Genomic DNA, 20900 nt, shown 5'->3' with positions numbered 1-20900 from the left:
CCACAAATCCCGCGGCCGCGCAACAGCCATAAATAATTTCAACCAGATCGCATAAAGCCTTTAGGTAAAGGCTTTTTGCGTGTTGCAACTGCGCACATCGGCTTTCCATACCACCATCTATCCGGTATTAGCTAGTTGCTGAAAAGATACTTTGTATGCTGCATACAACATAACAAAAAAGAATTTTAAAGTGGTAGTGATCTGGTATTAAAACGCAGGTATATTGGCGTTGGATTGGTTTTGAACGTGATTTAAAAGAAGAGATACATCAGCACATCAACAATCGGTTGGCTCGGCGGAGCCTTCAACAACGGGAGGGAACAAATGCAACACCATTCGAAAAATACCAAACTGTCCAAACTGACGCCTATCGCTACTGCGGTCGGTCTGATGATCATGGGCGCCAGCATGACGGCCCAGGCACAGCAGGCGGCCGAAGAACCGGCACAGGTGATCGTGACCGGTATCCGCGCATCGCTGCAGCAATCGCTGAACCAGAAGCGCAATTCCGACACGCTGGTGGAAGTGATTACCGCTGAAGACGTCGGCAAGATGCCGGACAAGAACGTGGCCGACTCCCTGCAACGCCTGCCTGGCGTGAGCGTGGCGGCAGCCGGCGGCGGCGAAGGTTCGTTCGGCGAGAACGACCGCGTGGCACTGCGCGGCACCCCGTTCGGCCTGACCCTGACCACCCTGAACGGCCACTCGGTATCGAGCGGCGACTGGTTCGCCGATAACATCCTGGGCGGTGGCCGCAGCGTGAGCTTCTCGCTGTTCCCTTCCGAACTGATCGGCCGCGTCACCGTGCATAAAGGCTCGCAAGCCAGCCTGCTCGAAGGCGGCGCCGAAGGCGTGGTCGACATCGAGACCCGCAAGCCGCTGGACTTCAAGAAAACCTTCAATGCGCAAGTGAGCCTGGGTGGCGTCAACTCCTCCAACTCCGGCAAGACCGATCCGCAACTGAGCGCCATGGTCGCCTGGAAGAACGACCAGGGCACCCTGGGCGTGCTGGTGCAAGGCTTCCACCAGAAGCGCACCCTGAGCCGCGTCGGCCAGGAAAACCAGATCTGGTACGACCGCGTTGAAGCGGGCAGCCCGGTCGCCAACGTGGTTCCAGGCGCTGCCGGCGCCATGGCCAACTACCTGGGCGGCACCGCCTGGTTCGAACAGGAACGCACCCGCAAGGGCGGCCTGATCGACGTGCAGATCAAGCCTAGCAGCGACCTGACCCTGGACGTGACGGCCTTCCGCTCGCACCTGGACGCACCGAACATCAACCACAACTTCATGCAGTCGCTGGGTCGTTTCCTGGCGCCGTCGTGGGCCACCACCAACTTCCCGAACAGCGGAGTATCGGGCACCCTGAGCAACGGCGTCATCACCCAGCTGACCGGCACCGTGCCGGCCAACTGCACCGCCTGCGCCACCATGTCCAGCGCCGTGCAGGAAGAGTTCAGCCGTCCTGTGGCGGAAAGCAAATCGCAGTTCTTCGATGTCGACGCCAAATGGCGCATCAACGACCAGCTGACCATGAAGGGCCGCATCGGCACCACCAAAGGCGTCGGCAACACCGTCAGCGGCGCGCTGGGCGTATGGATGCCATGGACCGGCGGCAGCTACACCATCAAGGACGCTGGTTCGGCGGTGATCTACAACACCCCGGGCGCAGACAAGTTCTCGATCGGCGGCATGCAGGCCACCCCGTACACCTACGGTTCGCACGTCACCGCGAACGACAAGGAAACCTACGGTGAAGTCAGCGGCACCCTGCGCACCGAATGGGGCGCAGTCAGCTCGCTGCAATTCGGCGCACGCGTCGCGGAGCACAAGCGCGACCTGACCGCCATCGGCATCAACGCCTTGCCTGGCCTGGATTCCGTGGCCAACCTGCCGATGTCGGGCCTGACCTCGTTCCCGAACGACTTCAACGACCTGGGCGCCAACGGCGCCGGCTACTGGACCTTCTCGCAGGACGCCGTCAACGGCTGGCTGTCGAAGTACGGCAGCTACTCGGGCAACCTGCGTCAGAATGAATTCACCATCAAGGAACCGACCCAGTCGGCCTACGCGATGGCGAACTTCGGCGCCGACAGCCTGTCGGGTAACTTCGGTCTGCGCGTGGTGCACACCACCGAAGAAGTCAACCGCTACGAGATCGGCCCATCGGGCGGCTTCGAGCCTAAGCAGTACAGCAACGGCTACATCGACTTCCTGCCAAGCGCGAACTTCCGCCTGGACGTCACAAAGGATCTGGTGGCCCGCTTCGGCACCAGCCGCACCATGGCGCGTCCTGAGCTGGGCATGATGGCCGGCGTCGACCTGCGCGACGTACAGGGCACCGGCAACGTCGGTAACCCGAACCTGCGTCCGATCCGCGCCAACAACTACGAGCTGGGTCTGGAGTGGTACTTCGCACCGAAATCGCTGGTGTCGGCCGGCGCGTTCTACTCGGCGCTGGATGGCTACGTGACCTACGGTTCGAGCACCGCCACCTTCTACAACCAGTTGGAGAAGAAAAACACGGTGTACCAGGTGTCGACCCCGGTCAACACCACGGCCGAAGTCAAAGGCCTGGAGTTCTCGTATGTGCAGGAGCTGCCTAAGGGCTTCGGCATCAACGCCAACTACACCTACACGCTGGGCAAGGAAACCGGCAAGGCCCCAGGTTCGCCATGCGGCAACCTGACCTCGCCGGATTGCACCCTGATCGGTACCTCGAAGAACGCCTACAACGTCGGCCTGTTCTACGAGCAGGACAAGCTGAGCGCGCGTCTGACCTACAGCTGGCGTTCGGGCTTCCTGAACGGCACCAGCCGTAACAGCGCCGCCTTCCAGGCGCCGATCGGTACGCTGTCCGCGTCGCTGGCTTACCAGATCAACGACAGCTACAGCATCACGCTGGACGGCAAGGACCTGAACAACCCGCTGGTGCGTTCGATCATCCACACCGCCGGCGCGATGGACCTGCCAGGTTCGCTGTACAAGAATGGTCGCCAGGTCTACCTGACCTTGCACGCCAAGTACTAAGACGTAGTCAAAACGGGGCGTTCGCGCCCCGTTTTTTTTATTGAGTCCACATCATGAACCAGACCATGCCTCCCAAGAAAATCGTCATCGTCGGTGGCGGCAGCGCCGGCTGGATGACGGCACTGATGTACGGCGAAGCACTGATTAAAAAAGGCGTCGAGATCACCGTGCTCGAATCGCCCACCGTGGGCGTGATCGGCGTGGGCGAAGGCTCCACCCCTGCGCTCAAGCGCTACTTCGACAGCCTGGGCATCGCCGAATCCGAATGGATGCCGGCCTGTAACGCCACCTACAAAAGCGGCATCACCTTCGACGGCTGGTCCACCAAACCCGGATACGACAGCTACTTCCACCAGTTCGCCACCATGGTCGACAACCTGACCCTGCCGAACTTTATGGAGAACGTCCACGCGCGCCAACGCGGCGCCGACGTCGACGCTCGTCCTAACCGTTACTTCCTGTCGTCGCGCCTGGCGGACGACTGCCTGGCGCCGCAGGCGTCCGAGAATTTCCCCTTTTTCACCACCTACGGCTACCACTTCAACGCCGCCCTGCTGGGCCAGTTCCTGCAACAGCGCGCAGCCGCGCTGGGCGTGCAGTACAAGAGCTGCCACGTTACGCACGCGGTGATGAATGAACGCGGCGACATCGCCGCCGTCGCCACCAAGGAAGGCGAACAGATTGCAGCCGACTTCTTCATCGACTGCTCCGGCTTCTCGGCGCTCTTGATCGGCAAAACGCTGGAGACGCCGTTCGTCAGCTACGCCGACAACCTGTTCAACGATTCCGCCATCGCCATGCCGAGCGAGATCGGCGAGAAGATTCCGACGTTGACCGTATCGACCGCCATGAAGCATGGCTGGGCGTGGAAAATCCCGCTCACCAACCGCTATGGCAACGGCTATGTGTACAGCTCCTCCTTCGTCTCGGTCGACGAAGCCGAACACGAACTGCGCGCCAAACTGGGCCTGCTGGAATCGGACACGCAGGCGCGCCACCTGAAGATGAAGCTGGGCCGCGTCAGCAAGCACTGGAACCGCAATGTGCTGGCCGTAGGCCTGTCGCAGGGCTTCCTGGAGCCGCTGGAAGCGACTGCGCTGTACCTGACCCAGATGACGGCCGCGATCTTCCTGCTGTTCCTGGAAAAAGGCGACATGAGCGAGCAGGCGCAGGACGTCTACAACCAGGAAATCCACGACTACTTCGACGGCCACCGCGACTACATCGTGGCCCACTACAAGACCAACAGCCGCAGCGACACGCCGTACTGGCGCGCCAACGCGGAGAACCTGGGCAGCGTATCGGACTCGCTCAAGCACATCTTCCAGACCTGGATCGAAGGCCGCGACCTGGCGGCGGAGATTCGCCGCCAGAACATCGAGCGTTACTATCCGGTCGGTTCGTGGTATGCGCTGCTGGCCGGCATGGGCTCTTTCCCCGAGATCGCCGCGACGGGCGGCGAAGACAAACTGGCGCCGCTGGACGACTTCATGCGCCGCTGCGCCCTCAACTTCCGCGACCATCGCACCGTACTGAATGAGTTGAGCCAAACGGCGGCGCGATAACTGCTTCATACCGCTTCATACCGCTTCATTGTGTAGTCTGTTCCCCGCCACGGCTCCCCGGCCCTGGCGGGATTTTTTTTATCCGCTCATGCGGCGGCGGCCATGCCGAAGATCAGCGACTGATGCGCGCCGACGCCGGCCATGGCGCCGTCGGCCACGGCCAGCGCGACGCTGCCGGCCATGCGCGCCGCGTCGCCGCAGGCGTACACGCCGGGGATGCTGGTTGCCTTGACCATATCGGTGCGAACATACTTGCCCATCGCGCCCTCCTCCATCTCGCAGCCGAGCTGCTCGGCCAACGGGCTGGCGCTATGCAGGCGGCTCACCACGAACAAGCCATCCATCTCCAGCACGCGTCCATCCGCCAGTTCGACGGCGGCCTTGCCGCCGACGGCGCGCACCAAGGTGCGCTCCACCGTCACGCCGCGTTGCGCCAGCTTGGCCGTCTGCTCCTGGTCCGGTTCGAAGGCGCCGTTGAGGAACAAGGTGACCGTGCCCCAATCCGGCAGCATCAGCGCGTGGTGCATAGATAGCGCGCTGGTGGCCAGCACGCCGATGCGCCCCTGCTCCAGTTCATAGCCATGGCAGTACGGACAATGGAACACGCTGCCGCCCCAGCGCTCGGCCAGGCCCGGCACCGCCGGCAATTCATCGACCACGCCGGTCGCCAGCACCAGCCGCTGCGCATGGAATTGTTCACCGCCGGCCAGGGTGACGGCAAAGCCGCCGTCGCCTTCCACAGCCTGCGCCTGCGTGACCGAGCCTCCCAGCCAGCGCACGGTGGGATACTTCAGCAATTGCGCGCGCGCCTCGGCGGCAATGGCGGCGGCCTCGCGGCCATCCTGCCCCAGGAAGCCGTGCGAGTGCCGCGCATAGCGGTTGCGGCGTTGTCCGGCGTCGACCACCAGCACGCGGCGGCGCGCACGCGCCAGTTGCGTGGCTGCCGACAGGCCGGCATAGCTGCCACCGACCACGATCACGTCAAATTCAGCGATGCTCATGATGTACTCCCTTGTGATGGGTATTGAAACTGGCCGACAGTTCGGCCAGCGTCACGTCCTTGAAGCGGGCGATCAACAAGGCTTCCGCCTCGTCGAAGGCGCTGCCCAACGCTTCGTTGACGGCGCGCTCCACCAGGCACTGCGGCTGCTCCTCGCGGTTCCCCATGGCGAACACGGTGGGTGAACCGAGCGCCTCGTAGATATCGTGCAGCGTCACCTTGCGCAAGTCGCAGCTGATGCTCCAGCCGCCGCCGTGGCCCTTGTCGGAAGCCACGTAGCCGCGCTCGCGCAGCCCCGCCAGCACCCGCCGCACCAGCACGGGATTGGTGCCCAGGAAGCCGGCCAGCTCTTCGGAGGTGTAAGGCCTGTCGCCGTGCGCCATGTGAAGCAGCACGTGCAGGATGGAGGAAAGTTTGCTGTCTCGTCTCATGTAACTAATGATAGTACATAATCAGAAAACGTGCACGCAACAGCGCTAAACTAGCGCGTGCCATTGCCCGCCGCTCGCAGTGGCGCTACATTGGCTGCATGAGATACCTGATCCTTCTTCTGGCCTTTGCCCTGCCGCTTGCCAGCGCGGCGCCGCGTGACGATAAAACGCAAGCGGTCTACGATTACCTGCTCGGCATCTGGGGCAAGAGCACCCTCGCCGGCCAGGCCGACCTGACGTGGCGCGACAGCACCGACATGGCGCAGCGCGTCCACGACGACACCGGCAAGTATCCCGCGCTGATGGGCTATGACTTCATGAACTACTACGACGCCACCGAAGGCGATGGCCGACACCAGACCGAGGAAGCCATCGCCTGGCACGCCAAGGGCGGCCTGGTGTCCTTCCACTGGCACTGGCGCATGGAGAACGGCAAGTTCTACACCAAGGAGACGCCGTTCCGACTGCCCGCGAACGACTACCGCAAGATCGACGAAGCCATCGACCGCATCGCGCTGGAACTCAAGCGCCTGCAGGAGGCCGGCGTGCCGGTGCTGTGGCGCCCCTTGCACGAGGCGGCCGGCGGCTGGTTCTGGTGGGGTACCTCGCGCGAAGGCTACATCGCGCTATGGCGCCACATGCACGAACGCCTGACGCAAACGCACGGCCTGCGCAATCTGATCTGGGTGTGGAATGGACAGGACCCGGCTTGGTATCCGGGCGACGATGTGGTGGACATCACCGGCTACGACGTCTACGACAACGCCTTCGACGCGGCGTGGAACAAGACGCGCCAGCACGGCAAGCCGGTGGCGCTGAGCGAAACCGGCCATATCCCCGATCCGGAGGAAGGCCCGCGCTGGCTGTGGTTCCTGACGTGGAACGACGGCGCCGGTCCAGCGGGCGTCACCGATCCAAACAACTTCTGGACCGGTGAACACCACAACAGCAATGCGCACAAGCGCAAGGTCTACAACGACCAGCGCGTGATCACGCTGGATCGCCTGCCGAAGTTTTAAGGCTTCTTGGTCGCAGCGGCCGGTGCGGCAGCGGCTGCAGCGGCCTTGGCTTCATCACCGGCGATGGCCACCGACACCTTGGCCGGGTCGATGTGCTTGCGGAAGGCTGCGTTGACCTGCGCAAGCGTCGCCGCTTTCAGCTTGGTCTCGTAGTCCTTGCTCCAGCTGTAGGTGCGGCCCAGGTACAGGTTGCGCGTCCAGCCCGAAGCCACCACGTTGTCCTTGGAGCGGTTCTGCACGCGCTGTTGCAGCAGGCCCGATTTGGCGCCGTCCAGTTCCGCCTGGGTGAAGCCGTCCTTCAGCGCGCGGTCCAGTTCTTCGCGGATCGCCACTTCCAGCTTCTTCAGGTTCTGCGGCGCGGCGATGGCTCCCATGCCGAAGGAGCCGGCGCGGTCTTCATCGCCCGCGTGCACGCCGCTGCCGCCGCCGTAGGACAGGCCGTCCTTCTGGCGGATGCGGTCCATCAGGCGCGATTTCAGCGCACCGCCGCCGAAGATGTAGTTGCCCAGGTCGAGCAGCGGATAATCCGGATCGTTGACGTTCAGGTCCAACGGCAGGCGCGCGCTGTACGAGCCGTTCTCCTTGTCCGGCGCGTTCAGCATCGCATGCAGCGGCGCCTTGTCCGGATTGGTGACCAGGATAGGCGCATACGAGGCCTTGCTGGTCCAGCCGCTGAAGCTCTCATCGATGGTCTTGCTGATGACGGCCTTGTCGAAATCGCCGACGATGGACAGCTCGCCGTGATTGGCGCCGTAGAAGTTGCGATGGTAAGCCACCACGTCTTCCAGCTTCAGCGCCTTGATCGCCGCAAGGCGCTCGGCCACGGTCAGCGCGTTGCGGATGTCGCCCTTCGGATAGTGGTTGAAGTGCTGCTCGATGGCCTCGTTGGCCAGCACCTGCGGCTCACTGCGCGAGTATTCCAGGCCGACGATCCACTGCTGACGCAGCTGCTCGAATTCCGACTGCGGGAAGCTGGCTTCCTTCAGCACGTGCGCCACCAGGCGCAGCGACGCGTCCAGGTTCGGGCCGGTGGTTTCGAAGTTGTACGGCGAGCCGGTGATCTTCAGTTTCGAGAAGGCGTCGGCCAGCTGCTCGCGCGTGTACTTGCTGGTACCGCGCGACAGCATCTCGTTGGCGATGGCGCCGACCACCGAGGTGCCGGCCAGGTTTTTCTCATCGCCCCAATGCAGGCTCAGATTCACGGCCACGGTTTCGCCACGGTTCTTCTTCGGCAGCAGCGCCACTTTCAGGCCGCCGATGGTTTTGATCTCGGTGCGGGCGTTGATGTTGTCCTGGGTCGGATCGAACACCTCGGAGGTCAGCACGCTGTCCTTGCCCTTGAAGTCCTTCATCACCTCGGCCACGCTCGGCGCGGCGGGAACATCCACGCGCTGCGGATTGTCTTCGGGGATGAATTCACCGACTACGCGGTTGTCGCGCTTCAGGTAGCGCCCCGCCACCTCGGCCACCTGCTGCGAGGTGATGCTCGGGATCTTGTCGCGGCCGAGGAACAGCAAACGCCAGTCGCCCAGCGCCACTTCTTCCGACAAGGTCACGCCCACGCGCTGCGGGTCGTTGAGCGACTTCTCGATGTAGTTGGCGAAGTTGCGGCGGGTGCGCTCCATCTCTTCTTCGGTCGGCGGCGTTTTGGCGAAGCTCTCCACCGCTTCGGTCAGCGCGGCGCGCACCGGTTCCAGCGGCTCGCCGGACTTGACCACCGCGCCGATGATCTGCAGGCCCGGCGCATAGCCGGTCATGCCGAAGCTGAACACCTGCGCCGCCTTGCCGCTCTCCACCAGCTGCTTGTGCAAGCGGCCGGTCGGCTCGTCGCCGAGGATCTGCGACATGAAACTCAGCGCATCGCTATCGCCCTGCAGCGAGCTAGGAATCTTGTAGCCCAGCGCGACGATCTGCACGTCGCCCTTGCGGCGCACGGTGAAACTGCGCTCGCCGTCCTGGGTCGGCTCGACGGTCCAGAATGGTGGCAGCGCGCGCTTCGGTTTTGGAATCGCGCCGAAGGACTTGCCGATCCACGCCAGCGTCTGCGCCGGGTCGAATTTGCCGGCCACCAGCAGCACCGCGTTGTCGGGCTGGTAGTAGGTGCGGTAGAAGGCCTGCAGGTTCTCGATCTTGACGTTCTCGATGTCGCTGCGGTTGCCGATGGTGGAGCGGCCGTAGCCATGCCAGTCGTAGGCGATGCTCTGCATGCGCTTGAGCAGCACACCGAACGGGCTGTTCTCGCCCGACTCGTACTCGTTGCGCACCACGGTCATTTCAGAATCGAGATCCTTGCGCGAGATGTAGGAGTTGACCATGCGGTCCGCTTCCATCTCCAGCGCCCACTTCAGGTTCTCCGGGCTGGCCTGGAACACTTCGTAGTAGTTGGTACGGTCGTTGGAGGTGGTGCCGTTGTACTCCATGCCGCGATCGGCGAATTCCTTGGGAATCGCCTTGTTCTTCGGCGAGCCCTTGAACACCATGTGCTCCAGCAGGTGGGCCATGCCGGTCTCGCCGTAGTTCTCGTGACGCGAGCCGACCAGGTAGGTCACGTTGACGGTGACGGTGGGCTTGGACGCGTCCGGGAACAGCAGCACCTTCAGGCCATTCGGCAGCCGGTATTCGGTGATGCCTTCAACCGAAGGACCTTTCACCACGCCAGCCGGCAGCGCCGGCGCGGCGGTCTTGACGACAGCGGCGGCCCAGGCGGTTCCAGTGGCTACGAAGGACATTCCGCACAGCAGAAGGCTGGCGGCGGCGGCGTGTTTCAGACGGCTGTTGTTCATGGTCTCTCTCGAAAAAAGATACGAACACGCAGCATACGCCCACGCCGTTATCGTGGGTAGGTACTTAAGTAAAAATTAATACAATAAATTAAGTTTTTTCGGGGACGAGGCAGGCGTCGACCACTTGCAGGTCGTTGTCCTTGGCGAAGGACAGCACGAAGTGATACGCCATCGGTTCCAGCGCGCGCAGCTTGCCGTTGACCACCACCGACTTGATGCCGTTGACCACGGTCGGGGTCACGTAGGGGGAGAACTGCAGATGAGAATCGCGGCCGCCGCCGGAGCCTTCCGGCTTGAAGCAGGCCATCACCCCGCACAGGCGCTCAGCCCAGTCGCTGGGACGGAACTGCCTGCCATTGCTGGTTTGGCCAAGGATGAAGAACGAATCTTGCTGTTCTGCCGGTTTTTGAACTGACATAGGCGCGGCTGCTTCTGCGTGGATACTTGTTGGTAACAAGAATGCGTGGAGGAAAGGATCTTACGTATTATATCTTATAGAAGACCTAAATAAGTAAGTCCTTGATACGCAAAGGAATTTTCATCGGAAAATCCACTTTGGTGCAGAAAGTGATATTTCTGCACCAAGGCAATACCGCTATTGTACCGGGTTTGCGCGCGATTACGGCGATCCGCCGAGCCAGGCTGCGCTCGACAGCAGCAGCAACAACATCATCCACAACAACAGCGCGCGCCAGACCAGGCCGACCGTGCTTTGCAGGGCGCGGATGTTCGGCTCTTCGCCCGGCATCACGTCCGGCTCCACTTCGACGTCGACCGTCGTGGCGTCGACGAACTGGGCCTTGACGGCGTTTTCCACCGGCGAACCGAGGCGCACACCCATGGCGCCGCCGCCTGCCGACAGGATGATGCCGATGGCCTCGTTCGACCAGCGGTGGGCGAAATTGCGCCAGGCGTAGATCGCGTCCTCGAAGTTGCCGACCACGGCGAACGCCACGGCGGTCAGGCGCACCGGGATCCAGTCGATCCAATAGTAGGCGCGTGCGGCGAACTGGCCGAAGGCCTCGTTGCGCATGTGCTCGGGCTCGTTCCAGGCGCGCGCCAGGTGCTCGGCCACGCGGTACAACACGGCGCCGGCAGGGCCCAGCGGCATCAGGAACCAGAAGAACACGCCGAACACATTGCGGTGGGTGGTGATCAGGGACTTCTCGACGGCGATACGAGCGATTTCGGACGCTTCCATGCCCACGGTATCGAGCCGGGTCCACTCGGCCAGCAGCGCGCGCGCAGCGGCCTCGTCACCGGCGTTCAGGGCCAGCTGGATCGAAGTGAAATAGTGACTATAGTGGCGGAAGCCCAGCGTCAGGTAGACGATCAGCACGTTCCATGCGAACGCGGCCAGGAACCAGTCGTAGTGGCGCAGCACCCAGTAAATCGCGGCGGTCGGCACCACCAGGATGGCCATCATCAGGAACCAGCCCATGCGGCCGTGGGTAGAGTGGCCGGCGTTGAACCAGGTCTCCATCCGCAACGCCAGGCTCTTGATCTCGGCGTAAATCGGATTGTCTGCGCGCAGCGGTTTCATCTGTTCGATCAACAGCGCGCATAAGATGGAAAGAAAAGTCATGTATGTCCTTGTGTCGTCCTACCCATAATGGTCGTTACGATAGCCTAGTTCTCACTCTGCACGCAAGAAATGGAACAGATTGCGCAGCATGCCGGCCGTGGCGCCCCAGATGTAATAGCCCTCGTAAGGCATGGCATAGAAGCTGCGGCGCCCACTGGGCAGGTCCACCGACAGGCGTTGGTGGTTCGCGCCATCCATCAGGAAGGCCAGCGGCACCTCGAAGATGGCGGCCACTTCGGACGGATCGGCGGTGACCTCGAACGGCGGCTGCACCAGCGCCACCACCGGGGTGACGCAGTAGCCGGTGCCGGTCAGGTACTTGGGCAGCGCGCCCAGGATCTCGACGTGGCTGCGCGCCAGGCCGATCTCCTCTTCCGACTCGCGCAGCGCGGTGTCGACGGCGTCCTGGTCGTAGTCCTCGGCGCGGCCGCCGGGAAAGCTGATCTGGCCGCCGTGATCGGTCAGGTGGGCGGTGCGCTGGGTCAGCAGCACGGTCAGGCCGGTGGCGCGCCGCACCAGCGGAATCAGCACCGAGGCCGGGGTCGGCGGACGGCCTTCGCGGTCGGGCATCACGCGCTCGCTGCCCTCGGGCGTCCAAGCGCGGTCGACGGCGAAGCGTTCGCGCAGCCACGCGGGCGCCAGGCGCTCCGGCGCAACGGCGGGTTCGCCGGCGATGGCGTCAATCGGCAGCAGTTGGGGGTCGAATGGGGGCTTGGCCAATATCACTCCTCGGGAAGAAAAAAGGGCGCCCTACGGGCGCCCTCTCTCCAAACACAACCGATATTAAACGGCTGCTTTCGCCGCTGGGCGACGGTTTGGCAGTTTTTCCTTGATACGTGCCGATTTACCGGAACGATCACGCAGGTAGTACAGTTTAGCGCGACGTACGTCACCGCGGCGTTTCACTTCGATCGAAGCGATCAGCGGGGAGTACAGCTGGAAGGTACGCTCAACGCCTTCGCCGGACGAGATTTTACGAACGATGAAGTTCGAGTTCAGGCCACGGTTACGACGGGAGATGACCACGCCTTCGTATGCCTGGGCGCGCTTGCGGGTGCCTTCGACTACGTTAACGTTGACCACCACGGTATCGCCAGGAGCGAAGTCAGGGATGTTCTTGCCCAGGCGAGCGATTTCTTCTTGCTCGAGTTGTTGAATCACGTTCATTTTGAGACTCCAAAAACCATCTTGCTGGCGCGCTATGAGTTAAAACTCGTGCCCAGTAGAGGATGGGGTTATAACGAGCAGGCCAATAAACACTAAAGGCCCGCCAAAAATCGCTCGTCGTGCTTGGTGAGCAGTCCCGCCTCACGCGCTTTGACAAGCAAATCCGGTCGCTTGCGCGAAGTCGCCTCCAGCATGCGCTGGCGACGCCATTTTTCAATCTCTGCATGGTTGCCGCCCATCAGTACCGGCGGCACGCCCACACCTTCATACGTTTCCGGCCGCGTGTAGTGCGGCGAATCCAGCAGGCCGTTGACGAAGCTGTCTTCGATGGCCGAGGCGTCGGTGTTGAGCACGCCGGGAATCTGGCGGATCACCGCATCCATCAAGGCCATGGCCGGCAGCTCGCCGCCGGACAGCACGAAATCGCCAAGGCTGATTTCTTCATCCACGCAACGATCGAGCAGGCGCTGGTCCACCGCTTCGTAGCGGCCGCACAGGATCACCAGACCGGCTTCCTGCTTGAGCTGCATGACACGTTCGTGCGTCAACTGCTTGCCCTGGGGCGACATAAACACCACGCGCGGCGCCGGCAAACCGGCGTCGATCTGGCGTTGCCTGGCTGCGGACAGCGTCGCTTCCAGCGGCTTGGCCAGCATCACCATGCCGGGACCGCCGCCGTACGGGCGATCGTCCACGGTGCGGTGATTGTCGGTGGTGAAATCACGCGGATTCCACAGCGACAGGCCACATTTATTCTGATCAAACGCGCGCCGGGTCACACCCGACTGCGTTATGGCGGCAAACATTTCCGGGAACAGGGTTACGACATCAAATTGCATGGCGAACCGCCCTCAATGTTGCGCTGGTATTAGTAATCAAGGCCCCAGTCGACGATGATCTTCTTGGCTTCCTTGTCCACCTTGATGATGAACGCGTCCACAAATGGGATCAGGCGCTCTTGCGCCGCAACTTCTTCGGGAACAGCGCCTGCGGGCGCGGCTGGCGTGATGCGCAGGATCGACTGGGGACCGTTGCTCATCATGTCAGTCACCTTACCGAGGTGCTCACCTTGCAGATTTTCTACTTCCAGACCGATCAACTCGGTCCAGTAAAACTCATCGCCGGTCAAGACCGGGAAGCGGCTTTGCGGAATGAACACGCCGGTGCCTTTGAGGGCTTCGGCCTGGTTCCGGTCAGTCACGCCAACCAGACGCGCTACGACATCGCCGCCATGCAGTTTGCACTGCTGGACGTCCACATCGCGCAACGCCGGTTTATCGAGCCACCAGGTTTTAACCTTGAGGAGTGCATCCGCATCTTCCGAGAAAGGACGAATCCTGACCCAGCCTGCTACGCCAAAAGCACCGAAGACAAAGCCTACCTGTGCCAAATCGTCGGGGACTTGCACCCCGGATGCATTCTTATCGGTCAAACCGGTAACCTGAACTTAGGCTGCTGCTTTTTTGTTCTGGGCGACCAGACGAGCAACGGTAGGCGACAGTTGTGCGCCGACGGATTCCCAGTGAGCCAGACGGTCAGCGGTAATACGCAGAGCAACTTCCTGGCCCGAAGCCATTGGGTTGTAGAAACCAATGCGCTCGATGAAACGGCCATCGCGACGATTGCGCGAATCAGTTGCAACGATGTTGAAGAAAGGGCGCTTCTTGGCACCACCACGAGCTAAACGAATAACGACCATAATATTTCCAAAAAATTTGTGCTAGGACGGAAAAAGCCGCAAATTATAGCGCGCTTTGCCGCAAGGCAGCAAGCGTTAATGAAATAATTGGGCATGTTGGGGTAATCGAAGATTATCCCTTGTTCCGGCACCTGGGGCAATAGGCTTGCTTGCAAAAAAGGCGTGCCGGGGCCGGTATTATGCCTGATACTGGTGGCTTACCGACTATTTTGCTGAACAACCATGCATGTTTCGCACCAGACCCGTCACAAAAACAAGACAATCGCCACCCTGCTGGCCTTTCTGCTGGGCGGCCTGGGCTTGCACCGGCTCTACCTAGGCGGCTGGCGCGACCGCTGGCTGTGGCTGCACCTGTGCTGCCTGCCGGCGGCCTGGGTGGTGACGCAACTGGCGCCGGACGCCAACGCTTTCTACAAGCTGCTGCCGATCATGGTCTCGGCCCTGGCCGGCTTCCTGCAGGCGCTGGTGCTGGGGCTGACGCCGGACGAAAAATGGGATGCCCGCCACAACGCCGGTTCGGGCCGGCAATCGGACACGCGCTGGCCGGTGGCCGTGATCCTGGTGGCCACCATGATGATCGGCACCGGCTCGCTGATCGCCACCATCTCCCGCCTGTTTGACTTGTTGTACACTGGTGGCGCCTACGGTTAAAACAACAAGGAGACCATCATGTTCAACCGCTCCCTCATCGCCGCACTGACCCTGGCCGCCCTGGCCTCCCCGGTGCAGGCGCAAAACAGCAAAGAACAATATAACGCCGAAACCAAGCGCATCGCCACCCGCTACGCCGAGGACAAAAAACTCTGCGCGGAAGAGCAGGATTCCGGCCAGCGCATGCAATGCCTGCGCGACTCCAAAACCGAACACGACAAAGCGCTGGCGCAGGCCAAGGCCCAGCACCAGGCCGCCACGACCAAGCCGGGCGCCTGCAATGACTGCGGCAAGGTCACCCAGGTGGTGGTTAGCGACAAGGCGGGCGAAGGCAGCGCGCTGGGCATGATCGCCGGCGGCGTGGCGGGCGCCCTGCTCGGCAACCAGGTCGGCAGCGGCGGCGGCCGCAAGCTGGCGACGGTGGCCGGCGCAGCCGGCGGCGCCTACGCCGGCAAAAAGATCGAAGAACAGGCCAAGTCGAGCAAACAGTGGACCGTGCACGTCAAATACGACGACGGCCGCCAAGCCGCCTACAACTTCGACCACGACCCACAAATGCTGAGCGGCGACCGCGTGCAGGGCGCCAACGGCAGCATCATCCGTCGATAAGGCATCATGACCGCACCCACCTTCCCCGCCGAATGGCAAGCACTCGTTGACCAGGCCGCCGGCGCCTTGCGCGCGCTGGCGCTCGATGAAACGGCCAAGGAAAAATTCTGCAACGAGCCGCTGTTGCGGCCGCTCATGCACAAGGTATCGCAGCGGTACGTGGCCGGACAAACGGTGACGGAAGCGCTGCAGCGCGTCGAGCAGATCATTGCGCGCGGCCATGCTGCCTCGGCCGAGTACATGGGCGAAAGCGTACGTGACGAAGCCTTCGCCATGGCCGAAACGGAAGTCTTCATGGAACTGGTGAAGGCCATCGGCCAACGCAACCTGAACTGCTCGATCTCGTTCGACCTGTCGCACGTGGGCTCGCTGGTGGACAGCGAACTGGGCTACCGCAACGCGCGCCGCATCGCCCTGGCCGCCGCCGAAATCAACCGCGAGGTCATGATCTCGATGGAAGGCATCGACCGCAGCGACGACATCTACGCCATCTACACACGCCTGCACCGCGAAGACGACCTGCGCAACGTCGGCATCACGGTGCCGGCCAAGCGCCACCGCACCGTGCAAGACCTGCCGCAACTGATGAAGGTACCGGGACGTATCCGCCTGGTCAAAGGCGCCTTCCTGGAGCCGGAGAGCGTCTCCCACAGCCGCAACAGCCCCGAGCTGGCGGCCGCCTACCGCCGCTACGCGCAAGAGCTGCTGCTGAGCGGCCACAAATGCTCGATCGCCACGCACGACCGCAGCATCCAGGCCAACCTGGTCGACCTGATCGTGCAGGAGCGCATCGACCCGCGCTGGTTCGAATTCGAATCGCTGATCGGACTCGGCGCCGAGCAGCTCGACGCCCTGCAAGCCAGCGGCTTCCCCACGCGCGAGTACGCGGTGTTCGGCGAAGAACACTTCCTCTACGTACTGAACCGCATCGCCGAAGAACCGATCCGCGTCTACCAGGCCATCATCGACCTCAATGCAGGTTAGTCAAGCCGAAGGAAATCACGCCAGGGACGGCTGAGCGTGACGAAGGCCGGGCGCCGGCGGCAACAGCCCAGGCCAGCACCCAATGCCCGGCCTGGATCTCCTCCGCGACGGTCTCGGCATGCAGCAGCCGCTGCGCGGCCGCATTCATGCGCCCGACGGCATACGCCTTGCGGTCGGAAATAGGAGCGGTGCGAATAAAGATAGGTCTCATGCTGGCCTCACAAAGGATATCCAGCTTGTACGCACCGCATCCCGTAACGGATTCAAAAAAATCGGGGCCGAAGCCCCGAAGTTTAGAACTGCTCGATATCCAGCGCCAGCACGCCCGTACTACCCTCGATGATCGAGGTACGGATGCCCGAAGACTGGCTCAGGAAGTGGTCGGCGAAGAAGCGCGTGGTGCCGATCTTGGCTTTGTAGAAGCTGGCGTCGCCGGAACCGGCGTCCAGTTTCTGCTGCGAGATCACCGCCGCGCGCGCCATCTGCCAGCCGCCCAGCACGATGCCGGCCAGTTTCAGGTACGGCACGCTGCCCGAGAACACGCCTTTGATGTCGGATTTGATATTGGCCACCACGTAGTCCACCACCGCTTCCAGGTCCGCCGCGCCCTGCGCCAGGTGCTTGCGGATGGCGGCGAAGTCGGCGCCTTCCAGCTTGGCCAGTTCGGCTTCCGTCGCGCGCACTTGCGCGATCAGGCCCTTGGCGACCTTGCCGGCGTCGCGCACGGTTTTACGGCCGATCAGGTCGTTGGCCTGGATCGCCGTCGTGCCTTCGTAGATGGTCAGGATCTTGGCGTCGCGATAGTGCTGCGCCGCGCCGGTTTCTTCGATAAAGCCCATGCCGCCGTGGATCTGCACGCCGTCGCGGGTGACGTCTTGCGACAGTTCGGTCGACCAGCCTTTGATGATCGGCACCAGGTATTCGTACACCGCCTGGTTTTCCGCGCGCACGCCGGCATCCTCGCTGTGGTGGGCGGCGTCGTACAGCGCGGCGCCGACGTAGGCCAGCGCACGCGCCGCCTCGGTCTGCGAACGCATGTTCATCAGCAAACGGCGCACGTCCGGATGGTTGATGATGGCCACGCCCGACGGCGAGCCGTTCAGGTCGCGCGACTGCACGCGGTCCTTGGCATAGGCCAGCGCGTGCTGGTAAGCGTGCTCCGACAGGCCGATGCCCTGCATGCCGACACCGAAGCGGGCCGCGTTCATCATGATGAACATGTATTCCAGGCCGCGATTTTCTTCGCCCACCAGCGTGCCGATGGCGCCGCCGTGGTCGCCGAATTGCAGCACGGCGGTCGGGCTGGCCTTGATGCCGAGCTTGTGTTCGAGCGAGACGCAGTGCGCGTCGTTGCGCGCGCCCAGCGAGCCGTCGGCGTTGACCATGAACTTCGGCACGATGAACAGCGAGATGCCCTTCACGCCCGCCGGTGCGTCCGGCGTGCGCGCCAGCACCAGGTGGACGATGTTTTCGGTCATGTCGTGGTCACCGTAGGTGATGAAGATCTTGGTGCCGAAGACTTTGTAGGTGCCGTCGCCCTGCGGCTCGGCGCGGGTGCGCACGGCGGCCAGGTCGGAGCCTGCTTGCGGCTCGGTCAGGTTCATGGTGCCGGTCCATTTGCCGGTGACCAGCGGTTCCAGGTAGGTGGCTTTCTGCTCGTCGCTGCCGGCGGTCAGCAGCGCTTCGATGGCGCCGTCCGACAGCAGCGGGCACAGCGCGAAGGCCAGGTTGGCGCCGTGCAGCATTTCCACGCATGGCGTGCCGACCAGCTTGGGCAAGCCCTGGCCGCCGAAGTCGGTCGGGTGCTGCAGGCCCTGCCAGCCGGCGTCGGCGAACTGGCGGAAGGCTTCCTTGAAGCCCTTGGTGGTGATCACGCCGTCCTTGGTCCAGTAGCTGGGTTCCTTGTCGCCTTCGTGGTTCAGCGGGGCGATTTCGTTGGCGACGAATTTCGCGCTTTCTTCCAGCACGGCTTCGGCGGTTTCCGGGGTGGCGTCCTCGCAGCCCGGCAGTTCGCTCACGGCTTGCAGGTTGGCCAGTTCGTTCATCACGAACAGCATGTCTTTGATCGGTGCTTGATACGGCATCTTATGTCTCCTTCGCCGTCGCTCCCGCGCAAGCGGGAGCCCATACTCAGCATGGATCCCCGCGTGCGCGGGGACGACGTGTCGTAGTTAAAAATAAGGCCACGGCAACCCGGCGTTCCGGATCAGCGTGGCCTGAGCGGTTCTTTATGTGGGTTTAGCCCAGTTCAGCAACCAGTTGTGGCACGATGTCGAACAGGTCGCCTACGATGCCGTAGTCGGCAACGGAGAAGATCGGCGCTTCCGGATCTTTGTTGATGGCGACGATGGTTTTCGAATCCTTCATGCCGGCCAGATGCTGGATCGCGCCGGAGATGCCGACCGCGATGTACAGGTTAGGCGCAACGATCTTGCCGGTCTGGCCGACTTGCCAGTCGTTCGGCACGTAGCCCGCGTCCACCGCGGCGCGCGATGCGCCCATGGCGGCGTTCAGCTTGTCCGCCAGCGGTTCCAGGATCTTGAAGGCTTCGCCCGAACCCATGCCACGACCACCGGAGACGATGATCTTGGCGGCGGTCAGCTCTGGACGGTCCGACTTGGCCACTTCGCGGCCGACGAACGAGGACTTGCCCGAATCAGCCACGGCGGCTGCGGTTTCGGTGGCAGCCGAACCGCCGGTGGCGGCAGCAGCGTCGAAACCGGTCGAACGCACGGTGATGACCTTGATCTTGTCGCTCGACTGCACGGTGGCGATGGCGTTGCCGGCGTAGATAGGACGCTCGAAAGTATCCGGCGAGTCGACCTTGGTGATTTCCGAAATCTGCGCCACGTCCAGCTTGGCGGCCACGCGCGGCAGGATGTTCTTGCCGTAGGCGGTGGCCGGGGCCAGGATGTGGCTGTACGAGGCGGCGATTGCCAGCACCTGCTCGGCCACGTTCTCGGCCAGGCCGTCGGCGAAGTGCGCTGCATCGGCAACGATCACTTTCGAGACGCCGGCGATGGCGGCGGCAGCGGTGGCGGCGGCGCCAGCGTTGGAGCCGGCCACCAGGACGTGCACGTCGCCGCCGCATTGTGCGGCTGCGGTAACGGTGTGCAGGGTGCTCGCCTTCAGGCTAGCGTTGTCGTGTTCTGCGATAACTAATGCGACCATTTTCGGTTTCCTTTAGATGACTTTAGCTTCGGTGCGCAGTTTTGCGACCAAGGTAGCGACGTCCGGTACTTTGATGCCGGCCGAGCGTTTTGCAGGCTCGGCGACTTTCACGGTTTTCAGGCGCGGGGTCACATCGACGCCCAGGTCTTCCGGCTTGGTCACGTCCAGCGTTTTCTTCTTCGCTTTCATGATGTTCGGCAGGGTCACGTAGCGCGGCTCGTTCAGGCGCAGGTCGGTGGTGATGATGGCCGGCAGGGTCAGCGCCAGGGTTTCCAGGCCGCCGTCCACTTCGCGGGTGACGGTGACTTTGCCGTCTTCCAGCACCACTTTCGAGGCGAAGGTCGCTTGCGGCCAGCCCAGCAGCGCAGCCAGCATCTGGCCGGTCTGGTTGGAGTCGTCGTCGATGGCCTGCTTGCCCAGGATGATCAGCTGTGGCTGTTCCTTGTCGGCCAGCGCTTTCAGCAGCTTGGCGACGGCCAGCGGCTCCAGCTCAACAGCGGTTTCCACCAGGATGCCGCGATCGGCGCCGATGGCCATGGCGGTGCGCAGGGTTTCCTGGCACTGGGTCACGCCGGCGGACACGGCGATCACTTCGGTGACCTTGCCGGCTTCTTTCAAACGGGTCGCTTCTTCGACAGCGATTTCGTCGAACGGGTTCATCGACATTTTGACGTTGGCGATATCAACACCGGTGCCATCGGACTTCACACGCACCTTGACGTTGTAGTCGACCACACGTTTGACGGGTACCAAGACTTTCATAGCTGTGCCTTTGGGAAAAATTGAATTCGGGACTAAATAATGTGGGCTAGATTATATGAGAAATCCTGCCCGCACAAGAAATTTAAGCACGATCGTGCGTTTTTTAGCTAGTAGAAATCGTCTAAAAAATAAATGTTTCAGACGAATTTCTAGGAAGAAAAATACAGCGGCTGTTATTTGCGCTGCATCAAAAAGACAAACTCACGGCCGATCTGGACGTGGGACAACAGGGCATTGCCGGTCTGTTTGCAGAACGCCTGGAAGTCGCGCACGGAACCCGGGTCGGTCGCCATGATGCGCAGCACTTCGCCGCTCTGCAGCTCTGCCAGCGCCTTCTTGGCTTTGAGGATAGGCAGCGGGCAGTTCAGGCCGCGTGCGTCGAGTTCCTTGTGGAATTCGATGATTTCGTTTTCAAGTATCGTTTCGGTCATCAAAAAACCCGCTCGT

21 protein-coding genes are annotated in these 20900 nt (G+C 62.4%); 6 read left to right on the top strand and 15 right to left on the bottom strand.

Annotated elements, in window-relative coordinates:
- The first annotated feature begins 324 nt into the window (after positions 1-324).
- Together ACXZ1M_RS20955 and ACXZ1M_RS20950 are read left to right on the top strand one after the other, a co-directional pair.
- Positions 325-3027 (top strand): TonB-dependent receptor, encoded by a 2703-nt coding sequence (locus ACXZ1M_RS20955; protein ID WP_459049564.1) that lies wholly within the window; start codon positions 325-327, stop codon positions 3025-3027.
- A 53-nt stretch (positions 3028-3080) separates the two neighbouring features.
- Positions 3081-4592, top strand: coding sequence for a tryptophan halogenase family protein (locus tag ACXZ1M_RS20950; protein WP_459049563.1), 1512 nt, complete (start codon positions 3081-3083; stop codon positions 4590-4592).
- An 86-nt stretch (positions 4593-4678) separates the two neighbouring features.
- Here ACXZ1M_RS20950 and ACXZ1M_RS20945 read toward each other — a convergent pair whose 3' ends face one another.
- Both ACXZ1M_RS20945 and ACXZ1M_RS20940 read right to left on the bottom strand, forming a co-directional pair.
- The gene (locus tag ACXZ1M_RS20945) at positions 4679-5593 is read right to left on the bottom strand and encodes an NAD(P)/FAD-dependent oxidoreductase (protein WP_459049562.1); all 915 of its coding nucleotides are present in this window, start codon (positions 5591-5593) and stop codon (positions 4679-4681) included.
- Entirely contained in the window at positions 5580-6023 is a 444-nt protein-coding gene (locus tag ACXZ1M_RS20940) for an Rrf2 family transcriptional regulator (RefSeq protein WP_459049561.1), read from the bottom strand. The genes ACXZ1M_RS20945 and ACXZ1M_RS20940 overlap by 14 nt, the downstream gene beginning before the upstream one ends.
- A 98-nt stretch (positions 6024-6121) precedes the next feature.
- On the opposite strand from ACXZ1M_RS20940, the gene ACXZ1M_RS20935 reads away from it, so the two are divergent.
- Positions 6122-7042 carry a glycosyl hydrolase gene (locus ACXZ1M_RS20935; RefSeq protein ID WP_459049560.1) on the top strand — a complete coding sequence of 307 codons (921 nt, stop codon included), beginning with the start codon at positions 6122-6124 and terminating at the stop codon, positions 7040-7042.
- On the opposite strand, the gene ACXZ1M_RS20930 is transcribed toward ACXZ1M_RS20935, so the two are convergent.
- The 8 genes from ACXZ1M_RS20930 to rpsP form a co-directional block, all read right to left on the bottom strand.
- Positions 7039-9825, bottom strand: coding sequence for a M16 family metallopeptidase (locus ACXZ1M_RS20930; protein WP_459049559.1), 2787 nt, complete (start codon positions 9823-9825; stop codon positions 7039-7041). The two genes, ACXZ1M_RS20935 and ACXZ1M_RS20930, sit on opposite strands and share 4 nt — an antisense overlap.
- An 88-nt stretch (positions 9826-9913) precedes the next feature.
- On the bottom strand, positions 9914-10243 hold the full coding sequence (locus ACXZ1M_RS20925) for a DUF3579 domain-containing protein (protein WP_373990991.1): 330 nt from the start codon (positions 10241-10243) through the stop codon (positions 9914-9916).
- A 201-nt stretch (positions 10244-10444) separates the two neighbouring features.
- Positions 10445-11410: a CobD/CbiB family protein gene (locus ACXZ1M_RS20920; protein WP_459049558.1), complete on the bottom strand. Its 966-nt coding sequence runs from the start codon at positions 11408-11410 to the stop codon at positions 10445-10447.
- A 51-nt stretch (positions 11411-11461) separates the two neighbouring features.
- Positions 11462-12130: a CoA pyrophosphatase gene (locus ACXZ1M_RS20915; RefSeq protein WP_459049557.1), complete on the bottom strand. Its 669-nt coding sequence runs from the start codon at positions 12128-12130 to the stop codon at positions 11462-11464.
- A gap of 63 nt (positions 12131-12193) precedes the next feature.
- Positions 12194-12577 carry a 50S ribosomal protein L19 gene (gene rplS / locus ACXZ1M_RS20910; protein ID WP_090189821.1) on the bottom strand — a complete coding sequence of 128 codons (384 nt, stop codon included), beginning with the start codon at positions 12575-12577 and terminating at the stop codon, positions 12194-12196.
- A 92-nt stretch (positions 12578-12669) separates the two neighbouring features.
- A complete protein-coding gene (gene trmD / locus ACXZ1M_RS20905) occupies positions 12670-13416 on the bottom strand; it encodes a tRNA (guanosine(37)-N1)-methyltransferase TrmD (RefSeq protein ID WP_373990987.1) in 747 nt (248 codons plus the stop codon).
- A 29-nt stretch (positions 13417-13445) separates the two neighbouring features.
- A complete protein-coding gene (gene rimM, locus ACXZ1M_RS20900) occupies positions 13446-14009 on the bottom strand; it encodes a ribosome maturation factor RimM (protein ID WP_459049556.1) in 564 nt (187 codons plus the stop codon).
- Between the two features lie 15 nt (positions 14010-14024).
- Complete coding sequence (gene rpsP / locus ACXZ1M_RS20895) at positions 14025-14276, bottom strand: 30S ribosomal protein S16 (protein WP_092278370.1); 252 nt, start codon at positions 14274-14276, stop codon at positions 14025-14027.
- A 222-nt stretch (positions 14277-14498) separates the two neighbouring features.
- Here rpsP and ACXZ1M_RS20890 point away from each other — a divergent pair, with 222 nt between their 5' ends.
- The 3 genes from ACXZ1M_RS20890 to ACXZ1M_RS20880 are packed head-to-tail and all read left to right on the top strand — an operon-like array spanning position 14499 to position 16520.
- Positions 14499-14927: an NINE protein gene (locus ACXZ1M_RS20890; RefSeq protein WP_459049555.1), complete on the top strand. Its 429-nt coding sequence runs from the start codon at positions 14499-14501 to the stop codon at positions 14925-14927.
- An 18-nt stretch (positions 14928-14945) separates the two neighbouring features.
- On the top strand, positions 14946-15536 hold the full coding sequence (locus ACXZ1M_RS20885; protein ID WP_459049554.1) for a glycine zipper 2TM domain-containing protein: 591 nt from the start codon (positions 14946-14948) through the stop codon (positions 15534-15536).
- A 6-nt stretch (positions 15537-15542) separates the two neighbouring features.
- On the top strand, positions 15543-16520 hold the full coding sequence (locus ACXZ1M_RS20880) for a proline dehydrogenase family protein (protein ID WP_459049553.1): 978 nt from the start codon (positions 15543-15545) through the stop codon (positions 16518-16520).
- Here the strand turns inward: ACXZ1M_RS20880 and ACXZ1M_RS20875 are convergent.
- The 5 genes from ACXZ1M_RS20875 to ACXZ1M_RS20855 form a co-directional block, all read right to left on the bottom strand.
- Complete coding sequence (locus tag ACXZ1M_RS20875) at positions 16507-16731, bottom strand: hypothetical protein (RefSeq protein WP_459049552.1); 225 nt, start codon at positions 16729-16731, stop codon at positions 16507-16509. The genes ACXZ1M_RS20880 and ACXZ1M_RS20875 overlap by 14 nt on opposite strands.
- 82 nt (positions 16732-16813) lie before the next feature.
- The gene (locus ACXZ1M_RS20870; protein WP_459049551.1) at positions 16814-18604 is read right to left on the bottom strand and encodes an acyl-CoA dehydrogenase; all 1791 of its coding nucleotides are present in this window, start codon (positions 18602-18604) and stop codon (positions 16814-16816) included.
- A 154-nt stretch (positions 18605-18758) separates the two neighbouring features.
- A complete protein-coding gene (locus ACXZ1M_RS20865) occupies positions 18759-19691 on the bottom strand; it encodes an electron transfer flavoprotein subunit alpha/FixB family protein (protein WP_459049550.1) in 933 nt (310 codons plus the stop codon).
- A gap of 12 nt (positions 19692-19703) precedes the next feature.
- Entirely contained in the window at positions 19704-20453 is a 750-nt protein-coding gene (locus ACXZ1M_RS20860) for an electron transfer flavoprotein subunit beta/FixA family protein (RefSeq protein WP_459049549.1), read from the bottom strand.
- Positions 20454-20626: 173 nt separating this feature from the next.
- The gene (locus tag ACXZ1M_RS20855; protein WP_373990978.1) at positions 20627-20884 is read right to left on the bottom strand and encodes a sulfurtransferase TusA family protein; all 258 of its coding nucleotides are present in this window, start codon (positions 20882-20884) and stop codon (positions 20627-20629) included.
- Between the last annotated feature and the right edge of the window lie 16 nt (positions 20885-20900).

The organism is Duganella paludis, assembly GCF_054461335.1.
This window is presented reverse-complemented; position numbering and strand designations above follow the sequence as displayed.